General features: G+C 73.7%; 23 protein-coding genes. 14 read left to right on the plus strand and 9 right to left on the minus strand.

Annotated features, from left to right (window positions below; genetic code table 11):
- The first annotated feature begins 135 nt into the window (after window positions 1–135).
- The gene (locus BLR12_RS14690; RefSeq protein WP_143018781.1) at window positions 136–771 is read left to right on the plus strand and encodes a DUF2238 domain-containing protein; all 636 of its coding nucleotides are present in this window, start codon (window positions 136–138) and stop codon (window positions 769–771) included.
- 90 nt (window positions 772–861) lie between these two features.
- Here the strand turns inward: BLR12_RS14690 and BLR12_RS14695 are convergent, their stop codons facing one another.
- From BLR12_RS14695 to BLR12_RS14710, 4 genes are all read right to left on the minus strand, one after another.
- Window positions 862–1488, minus strand: a complete 627-nt coding sequence (locus tag BLR12_RS14695) for a LutC/YkgG family protein (protein ID WP_091379439.1) — start codon at window positions 1486–1488, stop codon at window positions 862–864.
- A gap of 88 nt (window positions 1489–1576) precedes the next feature.
- Complete coding sequence (locus tag BLR12_RS14700) at window positions 1577–3109, minus strand: LutB/LldF family L-lactate oxidation iron-sulfur protein (RefSeq protein WP_218120680.1); 1533 nt, start codon at window positions 3107–3109, stop codon at window positions 1577–1579.
- The gene (locus BLR12_RS14705; RefSeq protein WP_091379442.1) at window positions 3106–3879 is read right to left on the minus strand and encodes a (Fe-S)-binding protein; all 774 of its coding nucleotides are present in this window, start codon (window positions 3877–3879) and stop codon (window positions 3106–3108) included. The genes BLR12_RS14700 and BLR12_RS14705 overlap by 4 nt, the downstream gene beginning before the upstream one ends.
- A complete protein-coding gene (locus BLR12_RS14710; protein WP_091379445.1) occupies window positions 3876–4949 on the minus strand; it encodes a LacI family DNA-binding transcriptional regulator in 1074 nt (357 codons plus the stop codon). The genes BLR12_RS14705 and BLR12_RS14710 overlap by 4 nt, the downstream gene beginning before the upstream one ends.
- A 152-nt stretch (window positions 4950–5101) precedes the next feature.
- Here BLR12_RS14710 and BLR12_RS14715 point away from each other — a divergent pair, with 152 nt between their 5' ends.
- The 8 genes from BLR12_RS14715 to BLR12_RS14750 all read left to right on the plus strand — a co-directional run bounded on the left by BLR12_RS14715 (window position 5102) and on the right by BLR12_RS14750 (window position 15162).
- Window positions 5102–6640 (plus strand): sugar ABC transporter ATP-binding protein, encoded by a 1539-nt coding sequence (locus tag BLR12_RS14715; protein WP_091379448.1) that lies wholly within the window; start codon window positions 5102–5104, stop codon window positions 6638–6640.
- The gene (locus BLR12_RS14720; protein ID WP_218120681.1) at window positions 6637–7728 is read left to right on the plus strand and encodes an ABC transporter permease; all 1092 of its coding nucleotides are present in this window, start codon (window positions 6637–6639) and stop codon (window positions 7726–7728) included. The genes BLR12_RS14715 and BLR12_RS14720 overlap by 4 nt, the downstream gene beginning before the upstream one ends.
- Complete coding sequence (locus BLR12_RS14725) at window positions 7718–8845, plus strand: ABC transporter permease (protein WP_218120682.1); 1128 nt, start codon at window positions 7718–7720, stop codon at window positions 8843–8845. The genes BLR12_RS14720 and BLR12_RS14725 overlap by 11 nt, the downstream gene beginning before the upstream one ends.
- The gene (gene rhaS / locus BLR12_RS14730) at window positions 8842–9924 is read left to right on the plus strand and encodes a rhamnose ABC transporter substrate-binding protein (RefSeq protein WP_091379451.1); all 1083 of its coding nucleotides are present in this window, start codon (window positions 8842–8844) and stop codon (window positions 9922–9924) included. Before BLR12_RS14725 ends, rhaS begins: the two co-directional genes overlap by 4 nt.
- A 75-nt stretch (window positions 9925–9999) precedes the next feature.
- Complete coding sequence (locus BLR12_RS14735; RefSeq protein WP_091379454.1) at window positions 10000–10368, plus strand: L-rhamnose mutarotase; 369 nt, start codon at window positions 10000–10002, stop codon at window positions 10366–10368.
- Complete coding sequence (rhaI, locus tag BLR12_RS14740) at window positions 10365–11531, plus strand: L-rhamnose isomerase (protein WP_091379456.1); 1167 nt, start codon at window positions 10365–10367, stop codon at window positions 11529–11531. Before BLR12_RS14735 ends, rhaI begins: the two co-directional genes overlap by 4 nt.
- 88 nt (window positions 11532–11619) lie before the next feature.
- Entirely contained in the window at window positions 11620–13656 is a 2037-nt protein-coding gene (locus BLR12_RS14745) for a bifunctional aldolase/short-chain dehydrogenase (protein ID WP_091379458.1), read from the plus strand.
- 33 nt (window positions 13657–13689) lie between these two features.
- Window positions 13690–15162 carry a rhamnulokinase gene (locus BLR12_RS14750; RefSeq protein WP_091379461.1) on the plus strand — a complete coding sequence of 491 codons (1473 nt, stop codon included), beginning with the start codon at window positions 13690–13692 and terminating at the stop codon, window positions 15160–15162.
- A 10-nt stretch (window positions 15163–15172) separates the two neighbouring features.
- Here the strand turns inward: BLR12_RS14750 and BLR12_RS14755 are convergent, their stop codons facing one another.
- Genes BLR12_RS14755 through BLR12_RS14765 form a run of 3 tightly spaced genes read right to left on the minus strand, consistent with a single transcriptional unit; the run spans window position 15173 to window position 18207 of the window.
- Window positions 15173–16213, minus strand: coding sequence for a zinc-dependent dehydrogenase (locus BLR12_RS14755; protein WP_091379463.1), 1041 nt, complete (start codon window positions 16211–16213; stop codon window positions 15173–15175).
- A 31-nt stretch (window positions 16214–16244) separates the two neighbouring features.
- Entirely contained in the window at window positions 16245–16682 is a 438-nt protein-coding gene (locus tag BLR12_RS14760; protein ID WP_091379466.1) for a PTS mannitol transporter subunit IIA, read from the minus strand.
- A 28-nt stretch (window positions 16683–16710) separates the two neighbouring features.
- Window positions 16711–18207, minus strand: a complete 1497-nt coding sequence (locus BLR12_RS14765) for a PTS mannitol transporter subunit IIBC (RefSeq protein ID WP_218120684.1) — start codon at window positions 18205–18207, stop codon at window positions 16711–16713.
- 218 nt (window positions 18208–18425) lie between these two features.
- On the opposite strand from BLR12_RS14765, the gene BLR12_RS14770 reads away from it, so the two are divergent.
- Complete coding sequence (locus BLR12_RS14770; protein ID WP_218120685.1) at window positions 18426–19373, plus strand: sugar-binding transcriptional regulator; 948 nt, start codon at window positions 18426–18428, stop codon at window positions 19371–19373.
- A complete protein-coding gene (locus BLR12_RS14775; RefSeq protein WP_255363513.1) occupies window positions 19370–20167 on the plus strand; it encodes a phosphotransferase in 798 nt (265 codons plus the stop codon). The genes BLR12_RS14770 and BLR12_RS14775 overlap by 4 nt, the downstream gene beginning before the upstream one ends.
- A gap of 10 nt (window positions 20168–20177) precedes the next feature.
- On the opposite strand, the gene BLR12_RS14780 is transcribed toward BLR12_RS14775, so the two are convergent.
- Window positions 20178–20747: a hypothetical protein gene (locus tag BLR12_RS14780; RefSeq protein WP_091379471.1), complete on the minus strand. Its 570-nt coding sequence runs from the start codon at window positions 20745–20747 to the stop codon at window positions 20178–20180.
- Window positions 20744–21082: a hypothetical protein gene (locus BLR12_RS14785; RefSeq protein WP_091379473.1), complete on the minus strand. Its 339-nt coding sequence runs from the start codon at window positions 21080–21082 to the stop codon at window positions 20744–20746. Before BLR12_RS14785 ends, BLR12_RS14780 begins: the two co-directional genes overlap by 4 nt.
- A 60-nt stretch (window positions 21083–21142) precedes the next feature.
- Between BLR12_RS14785 and BLR12_RS14790 the strand changes: the two genes are divergently transcribed.
- From BLR12_RS14790 to ilvA, 3 genes are all read left to right on the plus strand, one after another.
- Window positions 21143–21814, plus strand: a complete 672-nt coding sequence (locus BLR12_RS14790; protein WP_091379476.1) for a hypothetical protein — start codon at window positions 21143–21145, stop codon at window positions 21812–21814.
- A gap of 95 nt (window positions 21815–21909) precedes the next feature.
- Window positions 21910–23613: a bifunctional metallophosphatase/5'-nucleotidase gene (locus BLR12_RS14795; RefSeq protein ID WP_091379478.1), complete on the plus strand. Its 1704-nt coding sequence runs from the start codon at window positions 21910–21912 to the stop codon at window positions 23611–23613.
- A 97-nt stretch (window positions 23614–23710) separates the two neighbouring features.
- Window positions 23711–24994, plus strand: a complete 1284-nt coding sequence (ilvA, locus tag BLR12_RS14800) for a threonine ammonia-lyase IlvA (protein WP_091379480.1) — start codon at window positions 23711–23713, stop codon at window positions 24992–24994.
- Window positions 24995–25037 lie beyond the last annotated feature (43 nt).

Consider the following 25037-nt stretch of genomic DNA (forward strand, 5'->3'; position numbering starts at 1 on the left):
CGCTGCTGCACCACGACCCGGACGCAGGTACGGGGTGCGACACTTTCCGGCCTGTTGACCAGCGACGACACCTGTTCTGCGAGGGCGGGTCGGCTGCGAGGGGACGGCCGGACGATCGCCGGGTACGGCACGCACGTGGACGTGCGCAGGTTGGTGCTGGGCGATTGGAACCCCGTGGTGCGGGACGGCATCGACGTCCTGCGGCTCCTGATGCTCGGGGGTGCCGTCGCGTACGCCGTCGCCGGTCGTCCGGGCGCGGCATCGCTGCTCGCCGCGCTGGGAGCGGTGACGGTGGTCGCGCGGGTGGTCAACCTGCCCCGCGTGTACGACCTGTGCCTGACGGCGGGGATGGCCCTGCAGGGGTTCGGTGAGACGTTCGGGCTCTACGACGAGTTCGTGCGGTTCGACGACCTCGTGCACTTCACGTTGCCCATGCTCACCGCGCCGGTGGTCTACATCGCCCTGGCCCGGCTCGACGTCGTCCCCGACCCCCGCGACGAGACCCACCTGCAGCACTACGTGGGCATCGCCGTCGTGACCGCGGCCCTGGGCATCTCGATCGGGGCGCTCTGGGAGATCTACGAGTGGCGTTCCGACGCGTGGCTCGGCACCGCGCTGTCCGAGGGGAACGACGACACCAACGGCGACCTGGTGCGCGACACGCTCGGGTCGCTCGTCGGCGCTGCTCTGCTGGTCGTCTGGGCCCGCTTCGGCTGGGGCTCGGTGCGCCGGATCCCCGGGGTGAACACCCACGAGGACGTCAGCGCCTGAGCCCCCGTCAGCCGACGATGCCCACGGTCGGCTTCCCCGGGCCGGTCCGCTCCTCGCTCGCTGGCGCTCGCTGCGATGCTCCCGGCCGTGTCAGCCGACGAGGACGACGACCAGCGTGCGTGGCCCGTGCACGCCCTCGACGCGCTGCAGCTCGATGTCGCTCGTGGCCGACGGGCCGCTCACCATCGTCAGCGGCGCGTTCGGGTCCAGCCGCGGCAGCGCCTCGGGGACCCCGCCGACCACCTGCGCGGCCTCCACCACGCAGACCAGGCAGTCCGGCAGCAGCGAGATTGCCCGGCGCCCGGACAGCGGGCCGCCGTCCAGCACGAGCGTGCCCGTCTCGGCGATGGCCACCGCAATCCCGGTGAGCGTGGCCGAGAACGCGGCGAGCTCCACGGCCGGGCGGCCGTCGTCCTCGGTCGCGCCGTCCGGCCGCCAGCCGGCGGGCACCCCCGGCGCGACGACGACCGAGGCGGCCTCCCAGCCGGCACCGAGGCCGGTGTCGAGGGCGGCGGCCACGGTGGGCCCGACCTCGTCCGGGCCACAGCGCAGCACCGAGGCCTTGTAGTCCTCCAGGCGGTCGACCAGGACGTCGAGCAGCGTCGCGGCCGGGCGGTCGTCGGTCGCGCGGTAGTCGCGGGGGATCGCCACGTCGGGACGGCGCTCGCCCAGCGCGGTGCGGATCCGGCCGAGCACCTCCTCGCGCGCGCCGGTCATCGGAGCCCTCCGGCACTCTCGCGCGGTTGCACCCGCGATCGCGCCGATGCACCGGCGCGACAGTGGCAGCAGCAGCGTGGCAGTGGAGTCATCGTCGTCCTCCGTGCTCCCGCGCCCAGGCCTGCGTGAACGTCTGCTTCGGCGGGGCCGGCAGGTCACGGCTGCGGGTCCACCCTGAGACGGGTGGGGGCAGCGCGGCCGGCATCGTGGGCTTCCCGCGGGCCAGGAACCGGCCCAGGCCGGCCACCCGCTGGGTCAGGTGCCACAGCCGCGGGTTCGACATCGCCTTCGCCAGCACGCGGAAGGCCGCCGCCTCGGGGGTGACCTTCTCCTGCGCCTCGACGTGCTCGGCGCGCAGGTGCACCAGGATCGAGGGGATGTCGATCGCCACCGGGCAGGCGTCGTAGCAGGCGCCGCACAGCGACGAGGCGTACGGCAGCGAGGCGTTGTCCTCGACGCCGGTCAGCTGCGGGGAGAGCACCGCACCGATCGGGCCGGGGTAGACCGAGCCGTAGGCGTGCCCGCCGGTCCGCTCGTACACCGGGCAGACGTTGAGGCAGGCCGAGCACCGGATGCAGTGCAGCGCCTCGCGGCCCACCTCGTCGGCGAGCACCGCCGTCCGCCCGTTGTCGAGCAGCACCAGGTGGAACTCCTGCGGGCCGTCGCCGGGGGTGACCCCGGTCCACATCGACGTGTAGGGGTTCATCCGCTCGCCGGTGGAGGACCGGGGGAGCAGCTGCAGGAAGACCTCGAGGTCGCGCCAGGTCGGCACGAGCTTCTCGATGCCCATGACGGTGATCAGCGTCTGCGGCAGGGTCAGGCACATCCGGCCGTTGCCCTCGGACTCGACGACGGCGAGGGTGCCGGTCTCGGCGACGGCGAAGTTCGCGCCGCTGATCGCCACCCGGGCGCGCAGGAACCGCTCCCGCAGGTGCTTGCGCGCGGCCATGGCCAGCCGGCGCGGCTCGTCGGTCAGCTCAGGGTCGACGCCCTGCATGGTGCGCAGGAAGATCTCCCGGATCTCGGCCCGGTTCTTGTGGATGGCCGGCACCAGGATGTGCGAGGGCTTGTCGTCGCCCAGCTGCACGATCAGCTCGGCGAGGTCGGTCTCGTGCGCGGTGATCCCGGCGTCCTCGAGCGCCTCGTTGAGGCCGATCTCCTGGGTGGCCATCGACTTGACCTTGACCACCTCGTCCGCGCCGGTGGCCTGCACCAGCCGGGTGACGATCGCGTTGGCCTCGTCGGCGTCGCGGGCCCAGTGCACCACACCGCCGCGGGCGGTGACCTGGCGCTCCAGCTCCACCAGGTGCTCGTCGAGGCGGGCCATGGTGGCGGTCTTGACCGCCTTGCCGGCCTGGCGCAGCTGCTCCCAGTCGGGCACCTCGCCGACCACGTTCGCCCGCTTGCGGCGGATGGTGCTCGTCGCGTGGCCGAGGTTGGCCCGCAGCTGGCCGTCGCGCAGCGCGGTGCGGGCGGCCTCGGGGAACGACTGGTCGCCGCGCAGGTGCCCGACCCCGCGGGGGGCGGTGGGCAGGCCGAGGAACGTCGTCCCCGACCGGGGGGCGCCCGGCGCCAGTGGCGTCACGTCGGTGCGCAGGTCGCGCTCAGGGGCGGTGGTCATGCGGGCACCGCCGGCTTCGTCGTCTGGTTGGGGGTCACGGCGTCCTCCGTCGAGGCGAGGATCTCGGCCAGGTGCACGGTGCGGGTGCCCGAGCGCAGCCGGGACAGCCCGCCGCCGATGTGCATCAGGCAGGAGGCGTCACCGGCGGTGCACACCTCCGCGTGCGTCGACAGCACGTTGGCCATCTTGTCGGTCAGCATCGCGGTCGAGGTGTCGGCGTTCTTGACCGCGAACGTGCCGCCGAAGCCGCAGCAGGACTCCGCATCGGGCAGCTCGACCAGCGTCAGGCCGCGGACGGCGCGCAGCAGCTGCAGCGGCCGGTCGCCGACCCGCAGCAGCCGCAGCGAGTGGCAGGTCGGGTGGTAGGTGACCCGGTGCGGGTAGTAGGCGCCGACGTCGGTCACGCCGAGGACGTCGACCAGGAACTGGGAGAGCTCGTAGGTCCGCTCGGCCAGCGACTCGGCCTCCGCGGCCAGCCCGTCCTCGCCCGCGCGGCGCAGCACCATGGCCTGCTGGTGGTGGATCGAGGCCACGCAGGACCCGGACGGCGCGACCACCGCCTCCGCGCCGGCGAAGGCGCGCACGTGGTTGGCCACGATCGGCACCGCCTCGCGCCGGTAGCCGGTGTTGACGTGCATCTGCCCGCAGCAGGCCTGCCCCGGCGGGACGACGACCTCGTGGCCCAGGCGCTCCAGCAGCCTGGCCGTGGCCATCGCGACCTGCGGCACCACCGTGTCCACCAGACACGTGGCGAACAGTGCCACCTTCATGCGGCTCCCTCCCGGTCGGCCGCGACGTCGCGGCGCACCATGCTCGACTCCCGGACGACGAGCACCGGCTCGAACACCGGCTGCTCGTGCCGGTGGCCCGCCCGCCCCTCGTCCAGCAGCAGTTCCGCCGCGCGCCGCCCGAGCTCCTGCCGCGGCTTGCGCACCGAGCTGAGCGGCACGGCGGCGGCCGCGGCGAAGTCGATGTCGTCGTAGCCCACGATGGCGAACTCGCCGGGCACCTGCACGCCGTGGCGCACCATCTCCTGCAGCACAGCGAGGGCGAGCAGGTCGTTGGCGCACACCGCGGCCGTCGGTCGGCGCGCCGCGGGCAGCCCGATGACCCGGGCGGCGGCGTCCCGCCCGCCGGCGACGCTCAGCTCGTCGGGGGACAGCACGGTCAGCTCGGCGTCGGGGACCCCGCGCACCGCCGAGACCACGCCCGCGTGCCGCTCCTGCACCTGGGGGAGGGCGGCGTGCCCGCCGACGAAGGCGATCCGCCGGTGGCCGCGCTCGAGCAGGTGCTCGGCGGCCAGCCGCCCGCCCAGGACGTCGTCGGTCGCCACGGCGCACTGGTCGGCGTCCGGTGCCCGCCGGTCGACCAGCACCACCGGGACGCCGCGGTCGCGCAGCGACGCCAGCTGCGGGGCGAGCTCGGCGGTCGGGGTGATCAGCACGCCGTGCACCCGCTGCTCGGCCAGCAGGCCCAGGTGCGCGGCCTCCTTCTCCGGCCGGTCGTCGGAGTTGCACAGCACCATCGCCAGGCCGGCCGCGTTGACGACGTCCTCCACCCCGCGGGCGACGTCGGTGAAGAACGGGTTGGCGATGTCGAGCACCACCAGGCCGACGGTGCGGCTGGAGCCGGCGCGCAGCTGGCGGGCCGACTCGTTGCGGACGAAGCCGAGCGCGGTGATCGCGTCGAGGACGCGGGTGCGGGTGGCCTCGCTGACCACGTCGGGCCGGTTGAGGACGTTGCTCACCGTGCCGACCGACACCCCGGCCCGGCCGGCGACGTCGCGGATGCTCGCGGTCAGGTCCCCTCCTCGGTCGAGGTCCAGTGTCCGGCACCACATCGTCGGGCACAGCGTGAAACGTGTCAAACCGCCTTTAGCGCGATAAAGGCGTGGGTTCGGGAACGAGGGCGCGTGACCGTTGACACGTTCCACGGCTCTCCGTATGGTCTCCGCCACACCACGTCTGAATCGTTTCATGGAAGGTGGTCGCCGTGGGGGAGAGCCCGCGCAGCCCCGCTCCGGGAGCCGTCGTCCTGGCCCTCGAGGACGTCGGCAAGTCCTTCGGCGCGGTCGCCGCCCTGCGCGGGGCGCAGCTCGAGCTGCGCGCCGGCGAGGCCCACGCGCTGGTCGGCGAGAACGGCGCCGGCAAGTCGACGCTGGTGAAGGTCCTCGCCGGCGTGCACGGCCCGGACACCGGCCGCGTGCTGCTCGACGGGCAGCCCGTGCACCTGGACGGCCCGGCCGCCGCGCGCGCCGCCGGCATCGCGGTCATCTACCAGGAGCCGACGCTGTTCCCCGACCTCTCGGTCGCGGAGAACATCTTCATGGGCCGCCAGCCGCTCGGCAGCGGGCGACGGATCGACCGCAGGGAGCTGCACGCCCGCTGCGCGGCGCTGTTCGAGCGGCTCGGCGTCCGGCTGGACCCCGAGCGCCCGGCCCGCGGGCTGTCCATCGCCGACCAGCAGATGGTGGAGATCGCCAAGGCGCTGTCCTTCGACGCCCGCGTGCTGGTCATGGACGAGCCGACCGCGGCGCTGTCCGGCGTCGAGGTCGAGCGGCTGTTCACCGTGGCCCGCGCGCTGCGGGACGGCGGCGCCGCGGTCCTGTTCATCTCGCACCGGTTCGAGGAGGTCTTCGACCTCTGCGACCGGATCACCGTCATGCGCGACGGCCAGTGGGTCGCCACCGAGGACGCCGCCGACCTCACCGTCGACCAGGTGGTCCGGCTGATGGTCGGCCGGGACGTCTCCTCGCTGTTCCCCAAGCAGGACGTCGAGCCCGGCGAGGTGGTGCTGTCGGTCCGCGGGCTGACCCGCCGCGGCGTGTTCTCCGACGTCTCCTTCGACGTCCGCGCCGGCGAGATCGTCGCGCTCGCCGGCCTGGTCGGCGCCGGCCGGAGCGAGGTGGTGCGGGCGGTCTTCGGCGTCGATCCCTACGACGAGGGCAGCGTGGAGGTGGCCGGCCGCGCGCTGCGCCCGGGCCGCCCCGCCGCCGCGATGGCCGCCGGCATCGCCCTGGTGCCCGAGGACCGCCGCCAGCAGGGCCTGGTCATGGAGCTCTCCGTCGAGCGCAACGCCACGCTGACCCGGCGCTGGCAGCTGGCCAAGGGGGGCCTGCTGTCCTCCCGTGCCGAGCGGGCCACCGCCGCCGAGTGGTCGAGGAAGCTGCAGGTCAAGGCCGGGAGGCTGGCCGACCCGGTCTCCACGCTGTCGGGCGGCAACCAGCAGAAGGTCGTGCTCGCCAAGTGGCTGTCGACCGAGCCCCGGGTGCTGATCGTCGACGAGCCCACCCGCGGCATCGACGTCGGCACCAAGGCCGAGGTGCACCGGCTGCTGTCCCAGCTCGCCGCCGACGGCCTGGCCGTCGTGATGGTGTCCAGCGAACTCCCGGAGGTGCTCGGCATGGCCGACCGCGTCCTCGTCATGCACGAGGGCCGCCTCGTCGACGACATCCCCCGCGCCCGCGCCGACGAGGGCAGCGTGATGCTCGCGGCCACCGGGCAGGGCCGGACGACGGCCGTGGCCCCGTGAGCGAGCGCGCGGGCTCACCCGTGGACACCGCGCGCCCGACCGCCACCCCCACCCCGGCGGCGCCCCCGACCGAGCGACCGGGCCGCGGCGCCGCCCTGGTCCACCGGCTGGTCGTCGTCCGCGAGCTGGGCATCCTCGCCGCGCTGCTGCTGCTGGTCGTGGTCACGGTGGTCGCCAACCCGCGGTTCCTGTCCGGGCAGAACGTCCGCGACCTGCTGATCTCCGCCTCGATCCTCACGGTGCTGGCGGCCGGGCAGACGGTCGTGGTCGTCACCCGCAACGTCGACCTGTCGGTCGGGTCGACCCTGGGGCTGTCGGCGTACGCGACCGGCACGCTGCTGGTCACCGCCCCGGGCACGCCGGTGCCGGTCGCCGTCCTCGCCGGCGTCGTCGTCGGCGCGCTGTGCGGCCTGCTCAACGGCGTGATCGTCGCGGTCGCGAAGGTGCCCTCGCTGGTGGTCACCCTCGGGACGCTGTACGCCTTCCGCGGCATCGACTCGCTGTGGGCCAGCCAGAGCGGGCGGCTGCAGATCAACGCCGCCGACCTGCCGGACGGCTTCAAGGCGATCGCCGGGGCCCGGGTGCTCGGCATCCCGGTGCTCTTCCTGGTCGCCGTGGTCGTCGTCGTGGCGGTCGGCTTCGTCCTGCGCAGCTACCGCAGCGGCCGCGAGCTGTACGGCATCGGCAGCGACCCGGACGCCGCGCGACTCTCCGGCATCCCGGTGGGACGGCGGGTGCTCGCGGCGTTCGTGGTCAGCGGCGCGCTCGCCGGGCTGGCCGGGGTCATGTACGCCGCCCGCTTCCAGACGCTGGACGCCACCGCCGGCACCGGCCAGGAGCTGTTCGTGGTCGCGGCCGCCGTCGTCGGTGGGGTGGCGATCTTCGGCGGCAGCGGCTCGGTCTACGGCGCGGCGCTCGGCGCGCTGCTGCTCACCACCATCGGCGCGGCGCTGCCGCAGCTGGGGCTCGACCCGTTCTGGCGGGAGGCCGCCGTCGGCGCGCTGATCCTCGCCGCCATCGTGCTCGACCGGTCGCTGTCCCTGCGGCTGGCCCGCCGCCTGCGAGGGAGGAACCTCCGTGGCAGTTGACACTCCTCCCGCGACGCCGGCCGGGCAGGCGGGCGCGCAGCGGCCCCCGGCGGCGTCCCGGCTGCGCCTGCTCGGCAGCGGCGACGCGGTCATCACGTTCGTGCTGGTGCTGTTCCTGCTCGTGGCCGCGCTGTCGGTGGAGGGCTTCGCGTCGGCCCGCAACACCGGCTTCCTGCTGCTGGACGTCGTCGTCATCGTGCTCATCGCGCTGCCGCTGACCCTGGTCATCGTCACCGGGGAGATCGACCTGTCGGTGGCCAGCACCGTCGGGCTGTCCAGCGCGGTCATGGGCCAGCTGTGGTTCGCCGGGCTGCCGCTGGAGACGGTCATCCCGCTGTGCCTGCTGCTCGGCGCGGTGCTCGGCGCGGTCAACGGGTTCTTCGTCACCCGGCTCGGACTGCCCTCGCTGGCGGTCACCATCGGCACCCTGGCCCTGTACCGCGGGCTGGCCTTCGTCGTCCTCGGCGACCGGGCGGTCGCGGACTTCCCGCGCTCCTGGACCACCTGGGCGATCAGCACCATCGGCGGCACCGGCATCCCGGTGGTCGTCGTCCCGCTGCTGGTCCTGGTGCTGGTCACCGCCGTGGTGCTGCACGCGACGCCGGTCGGCCGCTCGCTGTACGCGATGGGCAACAGCGAGGACGCCGCCCGGTTCAGCGGGATCGACGTCGGCCGCACCAAGTTCTGGCTGTTCGTCGTCACCGGCGTGGTCAGCGCGCTCGGCGGCGTCTACTGGACCCTGCGCTACGGCAGCGCCCGCGCCGACAACGCGCAGGGCCTGGAGCTGCAGGTCATCGCGGCGATCCTGCTCGGCGGGGTGTCGATCTTCGGCGGCCGCGGCGGGCTGCTCGGCGTGCTGGCCGGGGCCCTGCTGCTGGGCTCGGTGCGCAACGCGCTGCAGCTGGAGAACGTCCCCGCCGACGTGCTCAACATCGTCACCGGCGGCCTGCTCGTCGTCGCCGTCGTCGCCCCGCAGGTCGCCGGGTGGGTCCGCAGCCGGACCCGCCCCCGGCCCGCCGGCCCGCCGAACGCACCACCTGCGCGTCCAGCCCCGGACACGCGCCCGTCGACCGACCCGGCCGTCCAGGTGCCGGCTGACCAGAGAGGGAACCGATGACCAGCTTCCTGACCCGCCGCCGCCTGCAGGGCGGGGTGACCGGGTTCGCCGTCGCCGCCCTGGTGCTCACCACCGCTGCCTGCGGCGGGACCACCCGCGGCGAGGAGGAGACCACGGCCGGCGGCGACGCCGCCGCCAGCGCCAACCCGGATGCGGAGATCCCCGAGGGCCTGGCGGTGGGCTTCCTGCCCAAGCAGGTCAACAACCCGTACTTCTCGGTGGCCTCGGCCGGCGCGGAGGCCGCGACGGGGGAGTTCAGCGGCGAGTACACCGAGACCGGGCCGTCGGAGGCCAGCGCCTCCTCGCAGGTCAGCTACATCAACACGCTGAGCCAGCAGGGCACCGACGTCATCCTCACCTCGGCCAACGACCCCAACGCCATCTGCAGCGCGCTGGACCAGGCGCGCTCGGCCGGGTCCAGCGTGGTCACCTTCGACTCCGACACCGATCCCGAGTGCCGCGACGTCTTCATCAACCAGGCGACCACCGAGGGCATCGCCCAGACCCAGGTCGACCTGATCGCCGAGCAGACCGGCGGGCAGGGCCAGGTGGCCATCCTGTCGGCGACGGCCAACGCGACCAACCAGAACACCTGGATCGCGGCGATGGAGGAGTACGCCGCGGCGGAGCACCCGGGCCTGGAGTTCGTGGCCACCGTCTACGGCGACGACGAGGACGAGAAGTCCTTCCAGGAGACCCAGGGCCTGCTGCAGACCTACCCCGACCTCGCCGGGATCATCTCGCCGACCACGGTGGGCATCGCCGCCGCGGCCCGCTACCTGTCCGGCTCGGAGTTCAAGGGCCAGGTGGCGCTGACCGGCCTGGGGACGCCGAACCAGATGCGCGAGTACGTGCAGGACGGCACCGTGCAGTCCTTCGCGCTGTGGAACCCCGAGGACCTCGGCTACCTGGCCGCGTACGCCGGCGCCGCGCTGGCCGCGGGCCAGATCACCGGCGCCGAGGGCGAGACCTTCGAGGCCGGCGAGCTGGGTGAGTACACCGTCGGCGCGGACGGCGTCGTCGTCCTCGGCGACCCGACCGTCTTCACCGCGGAGAACATCGGCGACTTCGACTTCTGAGCCGCCGTCCCTGCCGCCGCCGGTCGCACCCGGCCGGCGGCGGCAGGGACCCCGCCCCGAGAGGAACGCACCACCGTGCCCCGCGTCTGCTTCACCCTCCAGGTCCGGCCCGACCGGCTGGCCGAGTACCGGGAACGCCACGCCGCCGTCTGGCCCGACATGCTCCGCGCCCTGCGCGACGCCGGGTGGCGGGACTACCAGCTCTTCCTGCGCGACGACGGCCTGCTCGTCGGGGTCGTGGAGACCGACGACAGTGCCGGCGGTCTGGCCGCCGCCCAGGCCGCCGTGGACGCCACCGAGGTGAGCGCCCGCTGGGAGGCGGAGATGGCCCCGTTCTTCGCGACCGGCGACGGCCGCGGCAAGTCCACGCTCGACCTCGTCTTCGACCTGGACGCCCAGCTCACGGCGGCCGACGAGCACACCACGCAAGGAGAACCCCGATGACCGACCTCCGCTCCGGCGCCCTCGCCGCGCTGGCCGAGCAGACCATCGAGCTGCCCTCCTGGGCGTTCGGCAACTCCGGCACCCGGTTCAAGGTCTTCGGCCAGCCGGGCGTCGCCCGGGACCCGTTCGAGAAGCTGGAGGACGCCGCCCAGGTGCACCGCTACACCGGCGTCGCGCCGCGGGTGTCGCTGCACATCCCGTGGGACCTCGTCGACGACTTCGGCAAGCTCGCCGCCCACGCCCGCGACCTGGGGGTGCAGATCGGCGCGATCAACTCGAACCTCTTCCAGGACGACGAGTACAAGCTCGGCTCGCTGACGCACGCCGACCCCGCCGTCCGCCGCCGGGCGGTCGAGCACCACGCGCAGTGCATCGAGGTCATGCGCCAGACCGGCTCGACCGACCTGAAGATCTGGCTGCCCGACGGCACCAACTACCCCGGCCAGGACGACCTGCGCGCCCGCCAGGACCGGCTCGCGGACTCGCTGCAGCAGGTCTACGCGATGCTCGACCCGAGCATGCGGATCCTGCTCGAGTACAAGTTCTTCGAGCCCTACTTCTACGCGATGGACATCCCCGACTGGGGCACCTCGCTGGTGCACTGCCTGGCGCTGGGGGAGCAGGCCACCGTCGTCCTCGACACCGGCCACCACGCGCCGGGCACCAACATCGAGTTCATCGTCGTGCAGCTGCTGCGCCTGGGCCGGCTCGGCGCCTTCGACTTCAACTCCCGCAACTACGCCGACGACGACCTCATCGTCGGCTCGGCCGACCCGTTCCAGCTCTTCCGGATCATGAACGAGATCGTCGCCGCCGACGCACTCCTGGGCGCGGGCGTGAACTTCATGCTCGACCAGTGCCACAACATCGAGCCGAAGATCCCCGGCCAGATCCGCTCGGTGCTGAACGTCCAGGAGGCGACGGCGAAGGCGCTGCTCGTCGACCGGGAGGCGCTGGCCGCGGCCCAGCAGGACGGGAACGTGCTCGGCGCCCACGGCGTGCTGATGGACGCCTACTCGACCGACGTCCGGCCGCTGCTCGCCGAGCTGCGCGGGTCTCAGGGCCTGGACCCCGACCCCTACGCCGCCTACGCCCGCTCCGGCCACCAGGAGCGCATCGCCCGCGAGCGCGTCGGCGGCCAGCAGGCCGGCTGGGGCGCCTGAAAAAGGACCCCGTCCTCCCCACCCTTCGCTCCGCTCAGGGCGGGCCCCTGGACGGGGCCACCGCTCGTACTTCTTGGAGGAATCGAACGTGAGCAACCCCGTGGTCAGCGAGCTGATCGCCCGCAGCAACCGGCTCGGCGCCGACTCGCGCAACACCAACTACGCCGGCGGCAACACCTCCGCCAAGGGCAGCGAGATCGACCCGGTCACCGGCCGGCCGGTCGAGCTGGTCTGGGTCAAGGGCTCCGGCGGTGACCTGGGCACCCTGACCGAGTCCGGCCTGGCCGTGCTGCGGCTGGACCGGCTCCGCTCCCTGGTCGACGTCTACCCCGGCGTCGACCGCGAGGACGAGATGGTCGCCGCGTTCGACTACTGCCTGCACGGCCGCGGCGGCGCGGCGCCGTCCATCGACACCGCCATGCACGGCCTGGTCACCGCCCCGCACGTCGACCACCTGCACCCCGACTCCGGCATCGCGCTGGCCACCGCCGCCGACGGCGAGGCGCTCACCCGCGAGTGCTTCGGCGACCGGGTGGTCTGGGTGCCGTGGCGCCGTCCGGGCTTCCAGCTCGGCCTGGACATCGCCGCGGTCGCCGAGAAGAACCCGCAGGCGATCGGGTGCGTCCTCGGCGGGCACGGCATCACCGCCTGGGGCGCGACGAGCGAGGAGTGCGAGGCCCACAGCCTGGAGATCATCCGGACGGCGGAGCGCTTCCTCGCCGAGCGCGGCGCGGCGGAGCCCTTCGGCCCGGTCGTCCCCGGGTTCGAGGCGCTGCCGCCGGCCGAGCGCCGGCACAAGGCGGCGCTGCTCGCGCCGATGATCCGCGGGCTGGTCTCGACCGACAGGCCGCAGGTCGGCCACTTCACCGACGCCGACGTCGTCCTGGAGTTCCTCTCGCGGGAGAAGCTGCAGCCGCTGGCCGCGCTGGGCACCTCCTGCCCGGACCACTTCCTGCGCACCAAGGTCCGCCCGCTGGTGGTCGACCTGCCGGCGACCGCGTCCACCGACGAGGTGGTGCGGCGGCTCAGGGAGCTGCACGAGGAGTACCGCGCCGAGTACGCCGCCTACTACGCCCGGCACGCCGGCCCGGACAGCCCGCCGATGCGCGGCGCCGACCCGGCGATCGTGCTGGTGCCCGGCGTCGGCATGTTCAGCTTCGGCGCGAACAAGCAGACCGCGCGGGTGGCCGGCGAGTTCTACGTCAACGCGGTCAACGTGATGCGCGGCGCCGAGGCGGTCTCCAGCTACGCGCCGATCGACGAGGGCGAGAAGTTCCGCATCGAGTACTGGGCGCTGGAGGAGGCCAAGCTGCAGCGGATGCCGGAGCCGAAGCCGCTGGCCACCCGGGTCGCCCTGGTGACCGGTGCGGCCAGCGGGATCGGCAAGGCCATCGCGCACCGGCTGGCGGCCGAGGGCGCCTGCGTCGTCGTCGCCGACCTGGACCTGGCCAAGGCGCAGGACGCCGCCGCGGAGATCGGCAGCACCGACGTCGCCGTGGGCGTGGCGGCCGACGTGTCCGATGCCGAGGCGGTGGCCGAGGCGTTCCGCGCCGCGGTGCTGGCGTTCGGCGGCGTCGACCTGGTGGTCAACAACGCCGGGCTGTCGATCTCCAAGCCGCTGCTGGAGACCACCGAGGCCGACTGGGACCTGCAGCACGACGTCATGGCCAAGGGCAGCTTCCTGGTGTCCCGGGAGGCCGCGCGGATCATGATCGAGCAGGGTCTCGGCGGGGACGTCGTCTACATCTCCTCGAAGAACTCGCTGTTCGCCGGGCCGAACAACATCGCCTACGGCGCCACCAAGGCCGACCAGGCCCACCAGGTGCGGCTGCTGGCCGCCGAGCTCGGCCCGCACCAGATCCGGGTCAACGGCATCAACCCCGACGGCGTCGTCCGCGGGTCGGGCATCTTCGCCGGCGGCTGGGGCGCCTCGCGGGCCGCGGTCTACGGGGTGGAGGAGGAGGAGCTCGGCGAGTTCTACGCCCAGCGGACGCTGCTCAAGCGCGAGGTGCTGCCCGACCACGTGGCCGACGCGGTCTTCGCGCTGACCGGCGGGGACCTCACCCGGACGACGGGCCTGCACGTCCCGGTCGACAGCGGCGTCGCCGCCGCCTTCCTCCGCTGACATGGGAGCCTTTATCGCGATAAAGGCGGACTCATGAGCCACGAGCTGACCCTCGCCGCCGTCGACCTGGGCGCCTCCAGCGGCCGGGTGATGGCCGCGCGGGTCGGCCCGGACCGCCTCGACCTGACCGAGGTGCACCGCTTCGCCAACCGGCCGGTGCGCACCGGCGGCACGCTGCACTGGGACGTGCTGTCCCTCCACGCCGGCGTGCTCGACGGGCTGCGCGCCGCCGGCCGGGTGGACGGCGGGCACCTCCACGGGGTGGGCATCGACAGCTGGGCGGTGGACGTCGGCCTGCTCGACGCCGACGGCGCGCTGCTGGGCAACCCGGTGCACTACCGCGACGCCCGGCACGCGACCGCGGTGCCGGCGGTGCACGCCGTCGTCCCGCCCGAGGAGCTCTACCGGGTCAGCGGGCTGCAGCACCTGCCGTTCAACACCGTCTTCCAGCTGGCCGCCATGAGGGGGACGGCGCAGTTCGCGGCCGCGCGGACGGCGCTGCTGGTCCCGGACCTGCTGGCGTACTGGCTCACCGGCGCCGTCGGGGCCGAGGTCACCAACGCCTCCACCACCGGACTGCTCGACGCCACGACCCGGGAGTGGTCGTGGGACCTGGTCGACCGGCTCGGGCTCGACCGGGGGCTGCTGGCGCCGCTGCGCCAGCCGGGGGAGCGGCTCGGCGAGCTGCGCGACGACGTCCTGGCCGAGACCGGGCTGACCGGGCCGGTGCCGCTGGTCGCGGTGGGGTCGCACGACACCGCCTCGGCCGTGGTCGGCGTCCCGGCGTCCACCGACCGGTTCGCCTACGTCTCGTGCGGCACCTGGTCGCTGGTCGGGGTGGAGCTGGAGAAGCCGGTGCTCACCGAGGCCAGCCGCGCGGCCGGGTTCACCAACGAGCTCGGCGTCGACGGCACGGTGCGCTACCTGCGCAACGTCATGGGGCTGTGGCTGCTGCAGGAGTCGCAGCGCACGTGGACCGCCGCCGGGCTGCCCGCCGACCTGCCCGACCTGCTCGCCGCGGCGGCGCAGGTGCCGGCCTTCACCGCGCTGGTGGACCCCGACGACCCCCGGTTCCTCCCGCCCGGCGACGTGCCGGCGCGGATCGCGCAGGTCTGCGCCGAGACCGGGCAGACCGCGCCTCCGGGCCAGGCGGGAACCGTGCGCTGCATCCTGGACAGCCTGGCGCTGGCCTACCGGCGCACCGTCCGGCGGGCCGCCGCGCTGTCCGGGCGCGAGGTCGAGGTGGTGCACCTGGTCGGCGGGGGAGCCCGCAACACCCTGCTGTGCCAGCTCACCGCCGACGCCTGCGGGCTGCCGGTGCTGGCCGGGCCGGTGGAGGCGGCGGCCCTGGGCAACGTGCTGGTCCAGGCCCGCGGGCTGGGCGCGCTGTCCGGTGGGCTGCCGGAGCTGCGGGCCCTGCTCCGGCAGACCCAGGACGCCCAGCTGTACCTGCCGACGCCGGGCACGGGCGCCGCGTGGGACGCCGCGGAGGCGCGGCTGCGCTGAGCCGCACCGGTCAGGGCTCGACGGTGACCTTGATGGCCTCGCCCTTCGCCACGATGTCGAACGCCTCGAGGACCCGGTCGAGCGGCAGGTGCACCGTGATCAGGTCCTTGACCGGGACCTCGCCGCTGGCGATGTACTCCAGCGCCCGCTTGTTGTGCGACGGGGCCGACCCGTTCGCACCCATGATCATCAGCTCGCGGTAGTGCACGAGGTTGGAGTCGCACTGGATGAAGGGGTTGGTCTTGGGCAGCCCGCCGAAGAAGGAGATGCGCCCGCGCCGCGCCGCCATCCGGATCGCCTGCTCCTGGGCGACGTTGGCGGCCGTCGCGGTGATGACGACGTCGGCCCCTCGGCCGTCGGTGAGCTCCTTGACCCGCTCGACGACGTCGACCTCGCGGCCGTTGATCACCTCGTCCGGCTCGACCGCCTTGGCCGACATCGCCAGCCGGTCGGCGAGCACGTCGATGAGGAAGACCCGGCTGGCGCCGTTGGCCCGGGCGAGCCGCGTGTGCAGGCAGCCGATGGGTCCGGCGCCGAAGACGACGACCGTGTCGCCCTCGCCCACGTGGACGAGCTCCTGGGCGTTGATGGCGCAGGCGAACGGCTCGGCCGCCGAGGCCTCGTCGAAGCCGATGTTGTCGGGGATCCGGTTGAGCCCGTCGACCTTCAGGACCTGCCGGGGCACGATCATGTACTCCGCGAAGCCGCCGTCGTACTGGTAGCCGATCGACGTCTGGTTCTCGCAGACCGCCATCCAGCCCTTGCGGCACTCGTAGCACTCGCCGCAGGGCACCGCGGCGATGACCTGCGCACGGTCACCGACCGACCAGCCGCTGACGTCCGCCCCGACCTCGACCACCTCGCCGGCGACCTCGTGGCCGATGATCCGCGGCGGGCTCAGGTTCTGGTGGCCGTTGTGCAGGATCTTCACGTCGGTGCCGCAGGTCGAGCAGTTGCGGACCCGCAGCTTGACCTCGTCCGGGCCGCACTCGGGCTCGGGGGCGTCCTCGATCCGGACGTCCTCGGGCGCGTAGAACCGCAAGACCTTCATCTGTCCCCATCTCGTCGTCGCATCGCCGGTCTCACTCGTCGTTGACCGCGTGCAGGAGCGCGTAGACCTCTTCGGCGGAGGCGGCGGCGATCAGCTTCTGCACCTCGTCCTCGTCGGAGAAGACGATGGCGATCTTGTTGAGGATCTCCAGGTGGCCACCTTCGACCCCGGCGACACCGACGGCGAAGCGGACCTCGTTGCCGTCCCAGTCGATCGGGGAGTCGTAGCGGACCACCGAGAGCGCCGACCGGCGGATGGTGTCCTTGGACTCGTTGGTGCCGTGCGGGATGGCCAGGTAGTTGCCCATGTAGGTGGACACCGACCGCTCGCGCTCGAACATGGCGTCCACGTAGGCGGGGGTCACCGCGCCGGCGTCGACCAGGATCTGGCCGGCCTCGCGGATCGCGTCGTCCTTGGTCGTCGCCGTGCCCGGCACCCGGACCTGCGAGGGGCCGAGGATGTCGCTCACGGTGTGCCCTCCCCGTCCGCCGCGCGGCTCACTGCTGGGCCCCCGACTCGTGCGCGTTGGTCACCTTCAGCTCCTCGACGATCGCGTCGTACTGCGGGCTGTTGAGGAAGTTGTCGACCGAGACGTGCTCGGCCGACGGTGACATCCCCCGGGCCCGCGGGGTGAGGTCCTGGTGGGTGACGACGAGGTCGACGTCGTCGGTCAGGTTGGCGATCGCCTGGTTGGTCACGGTGACGTCGGAGAACCCGGCTTTTTTGATCTTGTTCCGCAGGACGGAGGCGCCCATCGCGCTGGAGCCCATGCCGGCGTCGCAGGCGAAGACGATGTGGTGGACCGGCGTGCGGCGCGCCGCCGCCTCGATGGCCTCCCCACCGGCCGCCGCGCTGGGCTGCGCCTCCCCGGCCGGGCCGGCCAGCACGTCGGAGACCGAGCTCTTCCTGCCCTTCATGGCCTCCATCGAGGCGGTGGCCTCGCCGAGGTCACCGGTCCTGCGGCGGTTGAGCCTGAGCAGCAGGGCGCACACGAGGAAGGACGTCGCCGCGGACAGCAGCACGGCCAGGACCACGCCGACGAAGCTGCTCCCCGGGGTCTGCGCCAGGACGGCGATGATCGAGCCGGGCGCGGCCGGTGCACGCAGGCCGGCGTCGAAGACCGTCAGCGTCCCGATGCCCACCATCCCGCCGGCGATCGTGCCCAGCAGCAGGATCGGCAGCATCAGCACGTACGGGAAGTAGATCTCGTGGATGCCGCCGAAGAAGTGGATGATCGCCGCGGCCGGCGCGGTGCTGCGGGCCATCCCGGTGCCCACGACCATCCACGCCAGCAGGACGCCCAGGCCCGGCCCGGGGTTGGCCTCGAGCAGGAACAGGATCGACTGGCCGTTCTCCGCGGACTGCTGGACGCCCAGCGGGGTGAGCACGCCGTGGTTGATGGCGTTGTTGAGGAAGAGCACCTTGGCCGGCTCGATGAGGATGCTGGCCAGCGGGAGCAGGTTGTTCTCGACGAGCCAGTCGACGCCGTTGCCGAGCCACGTCGACACGGTCTCGACGACCGGGCCGAAGGTGAAGTAGCCGACGACGGCGAGTGCGGCGGAGGCGATGCCGGCGGAGAAGTTGTTCACCAGCATCTCGAAGCCCGGCTTGATCTTGCCGTCCCACAGCCGGTCGAGCTGCTTCATCACCCAGGCCGCGAGCGGTCCCATGATCAGCGCGCCGAGGAACATCGGTTGCTCGGTGCTGACGATGACGCCCATGGTGGCCACGGCGGCGACCACACCACCGCGCAGGCCGTGCACCATCCGGCCGCCCTGGATGGCGATCAGCAGGGGCAGCAGGTACCGGATCATCGGCCCGACCAGGCCGGTGTGCGGGTCGCCGTTCTCGTCGACGCCGAACCCGCCGAGCCCCGCGACCGGGGTCCAGCCGGTCTCGATGAACAGCGCCGTGATGAAGCCCCAGGCGATGAAGGCGGCGATGTTCGGCATGATCATCCCGGAGAGGAACGTGCCGAACTTCTGCACCGCCACGCGGGCGCCGGAGCCCGTGGCCGGAGTTCCTGCCGGTGTCTCTGCTGCTGCGGTCACGGTCTGCCTCAGCTCTCCCGTCGATGACCGCGGGACAGGTGCGTCCCCGTTCCCGCAGCCGGGCACTCAGTCGTGGCGACGAGTGTCGTGAGTCACAGCCGATGCCGTCAATGCTGGGTGCGAAGATGGGCGCATCGCGCTCATCTGAGCAGGAGGTCGGCATGGTCAGCCAGCTCGCCGGTCCTGCGTCGCTGGTGCTCTCGGCTTCGGTGGCGCGCCGCTACTTCCTCGACGGGCGCTCGAAGACCGAGATCGCCGAGGAGTTCGGGCTCAGCAGGTTCAAGGTCGCGCGGCTCATCGAGACCGCCCGCGCCACCGGGCTCGTCCGGATCGAGATCGGGCACCGGGGGCTGATCGACGTCGACCTGTCCGCGCGGGTCCAGGACGCGTTCGGCCTGGAGCACGCCGTCGTCGTCGACGCACCGGAGGGCTCGACCGACGACGTCCGCAGGCAGCTCGGCCAGGTCGCCGCCGAGCTGCTCGCCGAGATCACCGGCCCCGACGACGTGCTCGGCGTGGCGTGGTCCCGCTCGGTCGGCGCCATGGCCCGGGCGCTGCCCCGGCTGGCTGCCGTCCCGGTCGTCCAGCTCACCGGGGCGATCACCCTGCCCGACGGTGACGAGACCTCGATCGACGTCGTCCGTGACGTCGCGCGGGCGGCCGGCGGGCCGGCCTACGTCTTCTACGCGCCGTTCGCGCTCCCCGACGCCGCGACCGCGCAGGCTCTCCGCCGGCAGCGGGAGGTCGCCCTGGCCTTCGCGCAGCTGCCCCGCGTCACCAAGGCCGTCGTCGGCGTGGGGCTCTGGGCCCCCGGCCGATCGACGCTCTACGACACCGCCCGCGAGGCCGACCGGGCGCAGCTGACCCGGCGGGGGGTGTGCGCGGAGGTCTCCGGGGTCTTCCTCACCGCCGACGGCGAGCCGGTCCACGCCGGTCTGAGCGAGCGGACCATCGGCATCGACGCCGAGCAGATGCGTGCGATCCCCGAGGTCATCGCCATCCCGTACGGCGTCGAGAAGGTCGCGGCGGGGCGGGCCGCGCTGCGCAGCGGGCTGGTGCACGGCCTGGTCACGCACCGCGCGTTCGCCCAGGCCCTGCTCGACGGGTGAGCGCGGACGTGGCCGGTCCCGAGGTCCCCCTGCCCGGCGGGGTGGCCAACCGCGGGCTCGTCGTCCGGGTCGGCGACACCGTCCGCCGTCCGGTGCGGCGCACCAGCCCGGCCGCCCACGCGCTGCTCCGCCACCTCGAGGAGGTCGGTTTCGCGGGGGCGCCACGGTTCCTGGGCGTGGACGAGCAGGGGCGCGAGGTCCTGAGCTACGTGCCGGGGACGGCCGTCCTCCCGCCGTACCCGGCGTGGGCGCTCACCGACGAGGCGCTCGTGAGCGTGGCCGAGCTGCTGCGCTCCTACCACTCCGCCGTGGCCGGCTTCGACCCGGCGCCGCACGCCTGGCCGGCCTCCCTGCCGGCCGCGTTCCGCGGTGAGCTGGTGGGGCACAACGACCTCAACCTGGACAACGTCGTCTTCAGGGACGGACGGGCGGTCGCGCTCATCGACTTCGACCTGGCCGGCCCCGGCTCGCGGGTCTGGGACCTCGCGTGCGCCGCACGCCTCTGGGCGCCGGTGCGACCGGACGCGACCATCCGTGACACCCGGCGCGGCCGCGGCTTCCGCCGCCTGCGGCTGTTCCTGGACGCCTACGGGGCCGACGGCGCCGACCGGCGCCGCATCCCCGGCGCCCTCCAGCAGAACCAGGAGTGGTTCTGCGTGCTCATCGAGCGCTACGCCGCGGCCGGGCACGCGGCCTTCCTCGAGTACTCCCGCTCGGACCTGCGCATGCAGGCCGACGCCTACCGGGACTGGCTGGCCGACGTGGCGCCGGCGCTGACGGCGTCCCTCTCGTGATCCGCGGGCGTCAGGAGCCCGTACGCCGGTGCTCGATCGCCTCGAGCACCGTCTTGCGGCCCCGGCCCAGCTCGCGCTCGGCCTGCTCGGCGCGGTCGAGCTGGGAGTCCCCGGACATCCGGCCCACCCGCCTGCGCGCCTCGGCCGCGTCGACGTCGAGGAGCTCGGCGGCCTTGCGGGCCTCCTTCGCCGCCTCGGTGTTGGCGACGTGCTGCTCCTCGCCGTCCTTCTTCCGGCGGTCGGTGGCCCGCTTCTCCTCGTCGCTGAGCAGCTGCCAGGCGGCGTCGGGGAGGTAGCGCGACGTGCCGTCGGAGCCGCGGGCCCGGTCGTCGCCGTCGGCGGTGTGCCACTCCTGCTCGGTCCACTCGTGCAGGTGGCGCTGCGCGGCGGTGCGCTCGCCCTCGTGCCGGTAGCCGCCACCGTGCGCCTCGTACTCGTGGGTGAGCAGCTGGCTCTTGCGGGCACTCCACTGGCCGGGCTCACCGCCCTTGTCGCCCGCCTTGATCTCCTCCTTGAGCCGCGCGCGCAGCTCCGGGTGCGTGTAGTCCGCCGCGTAGTCCTCCGCCGACTTCCCGCTCATGCGGGGGGAGCTACCCACGGTGTAGCCGCTCCACCCACGCCGGTGAGCACCCGGGTGACCGCGGGGGAGGGGCGCAGCTCCACCGGCCGCCCGGCCAGCTCGGCGGCCTCGACGTGGTCCAGCAGCAGCTCGCGCCCGGGCTCGGACAGCGAGGTCACCGAGCGGGCGTCGATCCGGTCGACCCGTGCCGGCTCGCGGCCGTAGCGGCGCCAGAAGGAGTCGACGGCGGCGGCGTCGACCGCACCGGCGAGGCAGAGCAGCCGCCCCCCGGTGGTGTTCAGCAGGCGGACGACGCCGCGCCTGGTGACGGGGCTGTCGGAGGGCTGCGGGGTCACCGCCCCAGTGTGCGGCGGCGGACGACGGTCGGCTCCCGTGCGCGCGGGTAGGCCCCCGGCATGGACGCGGGCACAGCGGCACGGGCCGAGCCGGACGGTCGGGAGGCAGAGGGCCTGGCCCGCCGGCTGGACCGGCCGATGAGCGTGCTCGGGCTGGTGTTCGTGCTCGTCGTCCTCGCGCAGGGGCTCGCCCGCGAGGCCTGGCTGGTCACCACGCTGACCGTCGTCGGCTGGGTGCTGTGGGCGGTGTTCGTCGCGGAGTTCGCGCTGCGCGCGTACCGGGCGCCCGACCGGCGGCGGTTCTGGGCGCGCAACTGGTGGCAGCTGGTGTTCCTCGCCGTCCCGTTCCTGCGGTTCGTCCGGGCGCTGTCGGTCCTGCGGGTGGCGCGGGTCGGCGGGATCCTGTCCGCCGCCGTCCGGGGCTCGCGGTCGGCCGGCCGGCTGCTGACCGGGCGGGTCGGCTGGCTCGCCGCAGTGACCGGCGTCGTCGTCCTGGCCGTGAGCCAGCTGCTCTACGTCACCGGCGACCACGACGCCTACGCGACGGCGCTGCACCAGACGGCGCTGGCCACGATCACCGGCGAGCCGTTGGCCGCCGGCGGCGGGCTCGCGCGCGTCGTCGAGGTCGTGCTGGCCGTCTACTCGGTGGCGGTCTTCGCCACGCTGGCCGGCGCGCTGGGCGCCTTCTTCCTCGAGCGCGGTCCCGACCGGTCCGGGCCGGCACAGCCCTGACCTCCGCTGTTCACCCGGAGGGGGTACCCAGAGCCCCGTTCGCGACATAGCGTGCTGACGCACTGACTCGTCGTCGACCGAGGAGACACCCCCCGATGAGCCACCGTCCCCTGACGGCTGCCAGCGCCACCGCGTGCCTGGCCGTCCTCGCCCTCGCGACCGCCGCCCCCGCCGCGGCCGGTCCCCAGCGGGGGAACTCCGCGGAGGAGGCCGGCCCCCCGCCGGTCGAGGTCCAGCTGCTCGCCTTCAACGACTTCCACGGTGCCCTCGAGCCGCCGTCCGGCTCCGGCGGTCGGGTCGGCACCACTGACGCCGGCGGCCTGGCGTACTTCGCCACCCACCTGCAGCAGCAGGAGGCGGAGAACCGCAACACGCTCACGATCAGCAACGGCGACCTGGTCGGCGGCAGCCCGTTCCTCTCGGCGCTGTTCCGGGACGAGCCCACCGTCGACGCGATGGACGCACTCGGCCTGGACATCGCCACGGTCGGCAACCACGAGTTCGACGAGGGCGTTCCCGAGCTGCGCCGGGTCATCGAGGGCGGGGCCTGCCACCCGACGGACGGCTGCCTGGACGGCGACGGCTACGACGGCTCGGACGCCGACTGGCTGGCCGCCAACGTGGTCGACCGGGAGGACCAGGGCCCGATCCTGCCGCCGTACGAGGTCCGCAAGGTCCAGGGCGTCGAGGTCGGCGTCATCGGCGCGGTCCTCGAGGGCACCCCCGCCATCGTCTCCGCGGCGGGCATCGCCGACGTCCGGTTCCTCGACGAGGTCGAGACGATCAACCGGTACGTCGCGGAGCTGCGCGAGCAGGGCGTCGAGACGATCGTCGTCTCGCTGCACGAGGGCGGCTCGGCCGGTACCGACGTCAACGGCTGCACCACCCCGGCCGGCCCCGCGTTCGACATCACCCGCGCGATCGACGACGCCGTTGACGTCGTGCTGACCGGTCACTCGCACAGCGGGTACGTCTGCGAGGGCGCGAACGAGGTGGACGGCAAGCTGGTCACCCAGGCGCTGTCCAACGGCCGGCTGCTCACCGACGTCGACCTGTCCATCGACCGCCGCACCGGCGACGTCCTCACCGCGAGCGCCGAGAACGTCGTCGTGACCCGGGACGTCACCCCGGACGCGGCGGCCCAGCAGCTCATCGACCGGTACGCCGCGATCGCCCAGCCGATCGCGAACGAGCCGGTCGGGGCGGTCACCGCGGACGTCCTGCGGGCCCAGGAGACGCTGCTCCCGAACCTGCCCGGGGAGTCCCCGCTGGGCAACCTGATCGCCGACTCGCAGCTGGCGGCCACGGACGACGAGGCCGGCGCGGTCGCGGCGTTCATGAACCCCGGTGGGGTGCGGACCGACCTGCTCCACGCCCCGTCGGTCGGTGAGGCCCCCGGGGTGGTGACCTACGGCGAGGCCTTCGCCGTCCAGCCGTTCAACAACCTGCTCACCACGCTCGACCTCACCGGCGCCCAGCTGTACGCGCTGCTGGACCAGCAGTTCGCGGTGAACCGCGTGCTGCAGCCCTCGGCCAGCGTCGAGTACACGGTCGACCCCGCGGCTCGGCGCGTGGTGCCCGGCTCGCTCACGATCGACGGCACGGCGGTCGACACGGCCGCGACCTACCGGATCACGGTGAACAACTTCCTCGCCGGTGGCGGGGACGGCTTCACCGTGCTGACCCAGGGCACCAACGCGGTGAACCAGCCCGGCTTCGACATCGACGCGTTCATCGCGTACCTGTCCGGGGAGCCGGTGGCCCCGCCGGCGACCGACCGGATCACCGTCGGCGGCTGACCCGGCACACCCTGCGGCGGGCGTCGCCGGTCCTCGTGACCGGCGGCGCCCGCCGTCGCATGTCGGCGGCCGCGTCCGCGTCGGCGAGGATGGTGGCATGGAGAGCCGCGTCGACGTCGCAGACCCCGGGACGGCGGAGCGCTTCGGCGCCGAGGTGCAGGCGGCCGCCCGCCGGCTGGCCGGGGTGGCCGAGCGGACGCCCCTGCAGCGCAACGCCCGGCTGTCGGCGGCGACCGGGGCGGACGTCTGGTTCAAGCGGGAGGACCTGCAGGTCGGCCGCTCGTACAAGATCCGCGGTGCCTACAACACGATCAGCCAGCTCGACGGCGACCGGCAGGCCGCCGGGGTCGTCTGCGCCAGCGCCGGCAACCACGGGCAGGGCGTCGCCTTCGCCTGCCGCGCGCTGGGTGTGCACGGCTCGGTGTTCGTCCCCGGGACGACGCCCCGCCAGAAGCGCGACCGGATCGCGGCGCTCGGCGGGGAGGTGGTCGACCTGGTCGTCACCGGGGACTCCTACGACGAGGCGGCCGCCGCGGCGCTGGCCCACGCGCGGGACACCGGCGCGACGCTGGTCCCCGCGTTCGACGCCGTCCCCACCGTCGTCGGGCAGGCGACCGTCGCGCTGGAGTTCCTCGAGCAGCTCCCCGTCCCGCCGGACGTGGTCGTCCTGCCCGTGGGCGGCGGCGGGCTGCTGGCCGGCTGCGCGACCTGGCTGCGGCTGCACAGCCCCGGCACCCGTGTCGTCGGTGTCGAGCCGGCGGGGGCGGCGAGCATGGCCGCGGCGCTGGCCGCGGGCGGGCCGGTCGAGCTGCCGGCGCTGGACACCTTCGTCGACGGCGCCGCCGTCCGCCGCGTCGGCGGGGTGACCTTCCCGCTCGTGCGCGACTCCGGCGCCGGGCTGGTCGCGGTGCCGGAGGGGCAGATCTGCACCGAGATGCTCGAGCTCTACCAGGTGGACGGCGTCATCGCCGAGCCCGCCGGGGCGCTGGCGAGCGCCGCGCTGACCGGTGGGCTGGTGCCCGTGGAGCCGGGGCAGACCGTGGTGTGCCTGCTGTCGGGCGGCAACAACGACGTCAGCCGCTACGGCGAGGTGGTCGAGCGCTCGCTGGTGCACCGCGGGCTCAAGCACTACTTCCTCATCGAGTTCCCGCAGGAGCCCGGGGCGCTGCGGCGCTTCCTCGACGAGGTGCTCGGTCCGGACGACGACATCGTGCTGTTCGAGTACGTCAAGCGCGACAACCGGGAGACCGGCGCCGCGCTCACCGGGATCGAGCTCGGCAGCGCGGCGGACTTCCCGGCGCTGCTCGCCCGGATCGAGGCCAGCCCGCTGCGCATCCAGCACGTCGAGCCGGGGACGACGGCCTACCGCTTCCTCGTCTGAGGACGGGCGCCGGGTTCCACCCTCCCCGGCTGTTGACCTGCAC

The organism is Geodermatophilus sp. DSM 45219 (assembly GCF_900104025.1).
In the GTDB taxonomy this organism is placed as follows: Bacteria; Actinomycetota; Actinomycetes; order Mycobacteriales; family Geodermatophilaceae; genus Geodermatophilus.